The organism is Paucibacter sp. PLA-PC-4 (genome assembly GCF_026241155.1).
Lineage (GTDB): Bacteria > Pseudomonadota > Gammaproteobacteria > Burkholderiales > Burkholderiaceae_C > Roseateles_E.
Genome location: NZ_JAPFGP010000023.1, coordinates 62,105 through 69,535 on the forward strand (window position 1 = coordinate 62,105; position 7,431 = coordinate 69,535).

A 7,431-nucleotide genomic window follows, 5' to 3' on the forward strand; every position below is an offset into this window, starting at 1 on the left:
ATCAGGCATATCGGCCCCAGCAAGGCATACTGAAACCCTGACTCCCCGGGGACCGGGCTTGAAATGCCCGACTGAGCCCCCAGCTTCGAACCGTTTCTACAGGAGATATTGCGTGAAATCACTTGCCTTGTGCACCGTTATCGCCGCACTGAGCCTCAGCCTCGTGGCCGCCGACGTGCAGGCCAAGCGCCTGGGTGGCGGCGGCATGAAGCGCAGCGTGCCGACCCAGCCGGCCAAGCCGGCAACTCCGCCGCAGAACGCCCCGGCCCAGCAACAGAATGCGGCGCCCCAGCAGGCCGCAGCCCCGACCGCTGGCGCTGGCGCCGCCGCCGCACCGAAGCGCTCGTGGATGGGCCCGGTCGCCGGTCTGGCCGCCGGCCTGGGTCTGGCCGCGTTGGCAAGCCATTTCGGCTTCGGCGAGGCACTGGCCAATATCATGACCATGGTGCTGCTAGGCTTAGTGGTGATGGTGGTGATCGGCTTCGTGATGCGCCGCATGGCCGCCAAGAAGGCTGCGCCACAAGGCATGCAGTTCGCGGGCGCGGGCGCACCCTTTGGCCAAGCCCCGGCGCCGGTCATGCCGGCTCCGATGGCGATGCCTGCGGGCAGCTCCGCTCCAGTAGCCGCTGCACTGGCTTCGGATTTCGATACCAGCGGCTTTGAGCAGATCGCCAAGCGCGTTTTCATCCGCATGCAAGCGGCCAATGACGCCGGCGATCAGAACGATCTGCGCCGCTTCACGACGCCCGAGATGTACGCCTCGATCCAGCAGGAGTTGCTGGATCGCAAGGGTACGCAGCGCACCGATGTCCTGGAGTTGCAGGCCCAGGTGGTGGAGCGGGTCGAGGAGCAAGGCGAGCAGATCGTCAGCGTGCGATTCTCTGGCCTGATCCGCGAGCAAAGCGAGTCCGCCGCCCAGCCCTTCGATGAAGTCTGGCATCTGGTGCGACCGCTGGACGAGAGCCGCGAGTGGGCGATCGCGGGCATCCAAGCGATGGCCTGATCCAAGACCTGCACTAACCCGAAGTCTTTCGAGCGCCGCCTCGAAACCCTGGCCGATGATGGCCTCGGTCCGAGGCGGCTTTCTTTTGTCGCCCCTTGCTGACTGATCAGCCGACCAAATTGGCCAGCGTCAGCAGAGCCAGCAGCAGCATCCACAGCACGACCGAGCGCCACACCAGGCCGACCACACTTTGCAGATGGCCCAGCTGCGGCAGCTGGCCCGGCGTCGAGCCATCAGCGCGAGTGGCCTCGGCATCGCTGCCGGCCTCGAAGGTCTTGCTGCGGTCCGGCGTGATGCCAGGCGCGGCCGAACCGCCCAGCTGTACGCCTAGAGCGCCGGCTGCCGAAGCCAGGATGATGCCCTCGTTGGGATGCAGCCAGAGCTTGGCATCGCGACGCCAGCCGTTCACCGCTTCCTCGAAATTGCCCACGATGGCAAAGCCGGTGGCGGTCAGGCGCGCCGGCAGGTAGTCGACCCAGCCGAACAGCTGGCGCGACAGCTGCATCAGACGCTCATTGGTCGGCGCATCCAGAGTACGGCTCTTGAAGGCCCAGTAGCGGCTCGCGAACTCGGCCATGCGGTAAAGCACCGCGCCGGCCGGGCCCAGCGCCACCGTCGACAACACCACAAACCAGAAGAACACGCCGAATACATGGCGATGCGCGGCCAGCAGCGAGTGCTCGATCGCATGACGCAGCAGCTCGGTGCGCGGCAGCTCGCTGGCGTCCAGATGGCGCCATTCAGCAAGCAGCCGGCGCGCCTCCAGCTCGTCGCCGCGCTCCAGCGCGTCGCGGATGTCGGTGAAATAGTGGCTGAACTGGCGAAAGCCAAGGGTCAGGTAGAGCATCAGCACATTGAAGGCCAGTGCCAGCAGCACGCTGAAGCGGCTCAACGCCATATAGATCAGCGCTGTGAGGACGGCGGGACCCAGGACGGTAATGGCCCAAACTACGCCGGCATGGTGTTCCCGACCCGCGTCAAAGTTTCGACCGGTCCAGCGGACCCAGGCAATGATGGTGTGATGGACCCGATTGCCGTGAGGCAAGGGCTTGAGCTGTTCGCAGATCAGCGCGAACAAGACCGCAAAGAAGTTCATGGCCCGGGATGATAGCGGCGGATGGCACGACCCAAGCTCGGATCAGGCGATCAGGAAGCGATAGAGATTGCGCAGCATCGCCGCTGTGGCGCCCCAGATGAAATAGTCGTGCGTCTGGCCGGTGCTGTCGAGACAGCTCCAGGGCATGGACAGGAACTGGCGCTGTCCGCCTTCAAAGCTGAAGACATGGCGCCGATGATGGGCCGGCGTCATCAGAAACTGCAACGGCACCTCGAAGGCCTCGGCCACCTCGAACTCGTCGAGCTTGAGTTCGAAGCCGGGTCGCACCAGCGCAACCACCGGCGTGACTTGAAAGGCCGTCACCGTCGTGTAGATCGGCAGCTCGCCAATGATCTCGATGTGCTCGCGCGCCAGGCCGATCTCCTCCTCTGTCTCTCGCAGGGCGGTCTCCACCGCGCTGCCATCCTCGGGCTCGACGCGCCCGCCAGGAAAGCTGATCTGGCCTGCATGCTCGCGCAGATGGGCGGTGCGGCGGGTCAGCAGCAGCGTCAGCCCCCGCTCATGCATCACCAGCGGCAGCAGCACCGAGGCGCTGGCCGGCGCGCGAGACGCAAAAATGCCGCCGTCGCCTGGCAGCTCCGCTTGCCAACTCGGCGGCATCGCAAAGCGCTGGCGCAGCGCTTGCGGAGTCAACGCCGAAACATCGACCGCCGGCAGGTGGGCATCGACCCCACTTACCGGTACGGCTTGCGGATTCAATATGGGCGAGCGTGACATCGCAAAAGCATAGAGCGCAAACGACAAGGCCGCCCGAAGGCGGCCATTGCGCAGGAGCCAGGCAATTAAGCCAGCTTCTCCTTGATACGGGCCGACTTGCCCGAGCGCTGACGCAGGTAGTACAGCTTGGCGCGACGGACATCGCCGCGACGCTTGACTTCGATCGAAGCGATCAACGGGCTGTACAGCTGAAAGGTACGCTCAACGCCCTCGCCGCTGGAGATCTTGCGCACGATGAAGCTGCTGTTCAGGCCGCGGTTGCGCTTGGCAATCACGACACCTTCGTAAGCCTGCACGCGCTTGCGCGTACCTTCAACGACGTTCACGCTGACGATCACCGTGTCGCCGGGAGCGAACGCGGGGATGGTCTTGTTCAGACGAGCAATTTCTTCTTGCTCAAGGGTTTGGATCAAGTCCATTGATTTCTCCTGTGATCGTGATGGCGCCAAGGTCGTCAAATCACCAACATGGTGTTCGCGCCGCACAGGCCGAGTGGCCGGTGAATCGCCCATCAGAGGATCGAAAAGCCTACGATTATAACCGTTTTCGGATAGTTCGCAGCTAGGCGGTTGCCAGAAGCTTCAAATATGCCTCGTCGCTGCGACTCAGACGCCCTGCGGCGCGCGCCGCGACGATCAGATCGGGGCGCCGTTGCTGGGTAATTTCCAGCGAGCGCTCGCGCCGCCAGCGTTTGATCTGCGCATGATGACCCGACATCAGCACCGCCGGCACCGGCAGATCCTCGACCTGCCCCTCCAGCCCGCGCAGGACCTCGGGCCGGCTGTAGTGGGGGCAGTCCAGCAGCCCGTCGGAGAAACTGTCCTGCTGATGCGATGCCGCGTCGTTGAGTACCCCGTCCTGCAAGCGGGCAATGCCGTCCAGCAAGGCCAGCGCGGGCAACTCGCCGCCGGACAACACGAAGTCGCCCAGGCTCAGCTCCAGCGTCACATGCCGATCTAGGAAGCGCTGGTCGATGCCCTCGTAGCGGCCGCACAAAAGCACACCACCCGGGCCCTGCGCCAGTTCCTGCACCAAGGACTGATCGATGCGTCGACCGGTCGGACTGAAGTGAATGACGGCGGGTGCAGCCCCCTCGCCCTGAGCCAGCCGTTGCGCCTTGACCGCCGCCAGAGCGCGCTCCAGCGGCTCAACCAGCATCACCATGCCCGGACCGCCACCATAGGGGCGGTCGTCAACGCGGCGGTAGTTGTCATCGGCGAAATCGCGCAGCTGCCACAGGCGAACATCGACCTGCCCACCCTCGAAGGCACGGCGCGTCACGCCGCTGCTCAGATGCGGCCCGAACAGCTCGGGGAACAGGGTGATCAGGTCAAAGCGCATCGCGCGCCACCGCAGGGATTGCGGAGCTCAGTAATCCAGGCCCCAGTCGACCGTGATGCGGCGCTGGTCCAGATTCACATCATCGACAAAGGCCGAGACAAAAGGCACCAGGCGCTCCTGGTCGGGCTTGATCGGCGGGGTCAAGCCGGGCGGCGTGATGCGCAGCACGCTGTGCGGGCCTGCGTCGATCAGATCGGCCACCACACCCAAGGTCTCCCCGGCGCGATTGACGACCGTCAGGCCGATCAGATCGACCCAATAATACTCATCCGTGTCGACCTTCGGAAAGGTCGAGCGCGAGACAAAGATGCGCGCACCGCGCAGTGCTTCGGCGCCGCTGCGATCGCTGACATCCTGGACATTGGCAACGATGCCGTCGCCATGCTCACGCACAGACAGCACCTTCAACACCGGCGGCAGCGCTCGGGCCTTGGCCGCCACCGCCGCAGCCGGCTTGTTGTTCTCTTCGCTTGGCTTAAGAAACCAGCGCCGAGAGGAAAACAGCGCCTGGGGGTCGTTGGAATAGGCCAGGACCTTGATCCAGCCCTTGACACCCCAGGCGTCGAGCACGCGCCCGATCTCGATGGCGTCATCCGGCCAGGCCTGCTCGCTGGAGCCGGCTGCGGAGACGCGAGAGATGTCGGACGCCATGCTCATCGACTCACTCAGGCCGCGACGGCAGCCGGGGTGGCCTTCTTGGCCTGGTCGACCAGACGCGCCACGGTGGGCGACAGCTGAGCACCGACACCGACCCAGTAGTTGACACGGTCCACGGCCACGCGCAGCGGCTCGGCAGCACCGGAGGCGACGGGGTTGTAAAAACCCACGCGCTCGATGAAGCGGCCGTCACGGCGCTGTTGGCTATTAGCCACGACGATGTTGTAGAAAGGGCGCTTCTTGGAGCCGCCGCGAGCCAGACGAATCACAACCATGATGTTTCCTAAGATTTAGTGACCAACCGCACGAGGAGACACTCAGGGCGAGCAGATCGTTTGACGGCCAATGCCCCGGATTACCCGGAACCACAGTCCGCCGCATTGATTTCGACACCAGCGCCGTAGATACGCCGACCACATCAAGGTGCTCCCTGAGAGAACACCATAGCTGCAACCGACCGTCGCCAGAACCCAGCATTATAAACTCTGGTTTCCAACAAATAGCCCATATGCAATCAGAAAACTCCCAAGCGGCCGCCGGCCTGCTGATCCGTCCGAGCACCGAAGCCGATCTGCCAGCCATCCGCGAGATCTATGAAGTGGCGGTGCTGCAAGGCACCGGCACCTTCGAGACTGAGGTACCCGACCTTGCCGAGATGCGGCGTCGCCGCACCGAGGTGCTCAGCCGCAGCCTGCCCTGGCTGGTCATCGAGCAGGACGGCCAGGTGCTCGGCTATGCCTACGCCAACTATTTCCGCCCTCGCATGGCTTACCGCTTCTGCCTGGAGGACTCGATCTATCTGCGCCCAGGCCATCAGGGCAAGGGCCTTGGTCGGCTGCTGCTGGCCGAGCTGATCGCGCGCTGCGAGGCTGCTGGCGCACGCCAGATGCTGGCGGTCATCGGTGACTCGGAGAACAAGGGCTCGATCGGTGTGCACAGCGCACTGGGCTTCGAGCACAGCGGCGTGCTGAAAAGTGCGGGCTGGAAATTCGGCCGCTGGCTGGACGTGGTGATGATGCAGCGCCAGCTTGGCCAGGGTGATCAGAGCAGCCCGGAGCCTCAGTGAAGCCCTACAAATCAAAGACCCTTGCCACCTGGCTGGCCCTGCTGCTGGGCAGCTTCGGTTTGCATCGCATCTATCTGCACGGCTTCAGTGATCGACTGGCCTGGCTACATCCTCTGCCGACCCTGTTGGGGCTTTACGGCCTGCAGCGCATGGATCAACTCGGGCAGGATGACCGCCTGAGCTGGCTGCTGATGCCTTTGCTGGGCCTGATGCTCGTCAACGCGATGATCTGCGGCATCGTCTACGGCCTGACCCCTGACGAGAAATGGGACGCCCAGCACAACCCCGGTGCCGCGCCACGCGCTACCGGCTGGGGCCCGGTGATCGGCGTCGTGGCCTGCGTGCTGCTCGGCGGGACCAGCCTGATGACGACCATCGCCTTCAGCGCACAGCGGTATTTCGAGAGCCAAGTCGAGACGACAGGCGATGGGGCTCGATGAATCCATCGGCGACGCAGCATGCCGTACCCAGCGCTCGCTGTACCAGCGCGCGATGGGGTCGGATTTCGAGCGCTTGGCACCGGTGCTGCAACGTTTCCACAGCTTGAGCGGCGCTTGCCGCTTTCAAGGCATGGTGCAGACCGAAGCTCCTCAAGGCTGGATCGCGCGGATGCTGGCCCGCACCATGGGCACACCGCAGCGAACCAGCCAGGGGCCAATCCACTTTGAACTGCACGCTGCGCCGAACGAGGAGAGCTGGGTACGCCATTTCCCGCAGCAGACCATGAGATCGGTGCTGGGTTTCGAGCAGGGGCGCGTTGTCGAGCGGCTGCGGATCGTGCGCCTGGAATTCAATCTGATCGAGAACAGTGGCGCGCTGAGAATGGCGCTGTGCAGATTGCGCTTTCTCGGCATCCCCTGCCCCGGCTGGCTGCGCCCCGAGCTACTCGCTGAGGAGAGCGGCGACGGCGATCGCTTGTATTTTCATGTCCGCGCACGCCTGCCCGGACTTGGTCAGGTGGTTGCCTACCAGGGCCATCTGGACCTACCCAAGCCATGATCATCGTCTTCGATGCCCAATGCTTGCTCTGCAATGGCTGGGTGCAGTTTTTGCTCCGCCATGATAAGCGGGAGCAATTCCGCTTCGCCTCGATGCAAGGCCGCTGCGGCCAAGCACTGCTGAACGCAGCCGGCCTTCCCACCGAGGGTCTGCAAACCCTGTTACTCGTGGACGGCGAGCGCAGCTGGCAACACACGGCTGCGATCCTGCACGTGCTGCATCGGTTGGGCTGGCCATGGCGTCTGGCCTGGCTAGCCTGGCCCGTTCCTGCCCCACTGCGTGACAGCGCCTATCGCTGGGTGGCGCGCCATCGCTACCGCCTGTTCGGCCGCAGCGAGGCTTGCTTGCTGCCGGCCGAGCGCTGGCGCCATCGCTTCCTGGACTGAGCATAAACAAAGGGCCCGCGCAGTCCGTGTCAATACTCTGGCACTGACCAGAAGCCCTGAAGACAATGCCCTGCAACGCAAGTTGCAGGGCATTGTTCGTCATGGGCTATGTACAAGGACAGAGTCGAGACCAGGGCAGCCTGTT

Annotated in this window: 11 protein-coding genes; 5 read left to right on the plus strand and 6 right to left on the minus strand. The window is 64.2% G+C overall.

Annotated features, from left to right (window positions below; genetic code table 11):
• The first annotated feature begins 112 nt into the window (after nt 1-112).
• Nucleotides 113-1,003 (plus strand): Tim44 domain-containing protein, encoded by an 891-nt coding sequence (locus OOZ63_RS25710; RefSeq protein WP_266008514.1) that lies wholly within the window; start codon nt 113-115, stop codon nt 1,001-1,003.
• Nucleotides 1,004-1,109: 106 nt separating this feature from the next.
• Here OOZ63_RS25710 and OOZ63_RS25715 read toward each other — a convergent pair whose 3' ends face one another.
• The 6 genes from OOZ63_RS25715 to rpsP all read right to left on the minus strand — a co-directional run bounded on the left by OOZ63_RS25715 (nt 1,110) and on the right by rpsP (nt 5,110).
• Complete coding sequence (locus OOZ63_RS25715; RefSeq protein WP_266008516.1) at nt 1,110-2,099, minus strand: CobD/CbiB family protein; 990 nt, start codon at nt 2,097-2,099, stop codon at nt 1,110-1,112.
• A 42-nt stretch (nt 2,100-2,141) separates the two neighbouring features.
• Nucleotides 2,142-2,837, minus strand: coding sequence for a CoA pyrophosphatase (locus OOZ63_RS25720; protein WP_266008518.1), 696 nt, complete (start codon nt 2,835-2,837; stop codon nt 2,142-2,144).
• A gap of 65 nt (nt 2,838-2,902) precedes the next feature.
• On the minus strand, nt 2,903-3,256 hold the full coding sequence (gene rplS / locus OOZ63_RS25725) for a 50S ribosomal protein L19 (RefSeq protein ID WP_089417256.1): 354 nt from the start codon (nt 3,254-3,256) through the stop codon (nt 2,903-2,905).
• A gap of 142 nt (nt 3,257-3,398) precedes the next feature.
• The gene (gene trmD, locus OOZ63_RS25730) at nt 3,399-4,178 is read right to left on the minus strand and encodes a tRNA (guanosine(37)-N1)-methyltransferase TrmD (RefSeq protein WP_266008519.1); all 780 of its coding nucleotides are present in this window, start codon (nt 4,176-4,178) and stop codon (nt 3,399-3,401) included.
• Between the two features lie 27 nt (nt 4,179-4,205).
• On the minus strand, nt 4,206-4,835 hold the full coding sequence (gene rimM / locus OOZ63_RS25735; protein ID WP_266008520.1) for a ribosome maturation factor RimM: 630 nt from the start codon (nt 4,833-4,835) through the stop codon (nt 4,206-4,208).
• Between the two features lie 8 nt (nt 4,836-4,843).
• Entirely contained in the window at nt 4,844-5,110 is a 267-nt protein-coding gene (rpsP, locus tag OOZ63_RS25740; protein ID WP_137942383.1) for a 30S ribosomal protein S16, read from the minus strand.
• Nucleotides 5,111-5,343: 233 nt separating this feature from the next.
• On the opposite strand from rpsP, the gene OOZ63_RS25745 reads away from it, so the two are divergent.
• Genes OOZ63_RS25745 through OOZ63_RS25760 form a run of 4 tightly spaced genes read left to right on the plus strand, consistent with a single transcriptional unit; the run spans nt 5,344 to nt 7,286 of the window.
• On the plus strand, nt 5,344-5,901 hold the full coding sequence (locus OOZ63_RS25745) for a GNAT family N-acetyltransferase (RefSeq protein ID WP_266008521.1): 558 nt from the start codon (nt 5,344-5,346) through the stop codon (nt 5,899-5,901).
• Nucleotides 5,898-6,341: an NINE protein gene (locus OOZ63_RS25750; protein WP_266008522.1), complete on the plus strand. Its 444-nt coding sequence runs from the start codon at nt 5,898-5,900 to the stop codon at nt 6,339-6,341. Before OOZ63_RS25745 ends, OOZ63_RS25750 begins: the two co-directional genes overlap by 4 nt.
• Nucleotides 6,328-6,900 (plus strand): DUF4166 domain-containing protein, encoded by a 573-nt coding sequence (locus tag OOZ63_RS25755; RefSeq protein WP_266008523.1) that lies wholly within the window; start codon nt 6,328-6,330, stop codon nt 6,898-6,900. Before OOZ63_RS25750 ends, OOZ63_RS25755 begins: the two co-directional genes overlap by 14 nt.
• Nucleotides 6,897-7,286, plus strand: coding sequence for a thiol-disulfide oxidoreductase DCC family protein (locus tag OOZ63_RS25760; protein ID WP_266008524.1), 390 nt, complete (start codon nt 6,897-6,899; stop codon nt 7,284-7,286). Before OOZ63_RS25755 ends, OOZ63_RS25760 begins: the two co-directional genes overlap by 4 nt.
• Nucleotides 7,287-7,431: the final 145 nt, after the last annotated feature.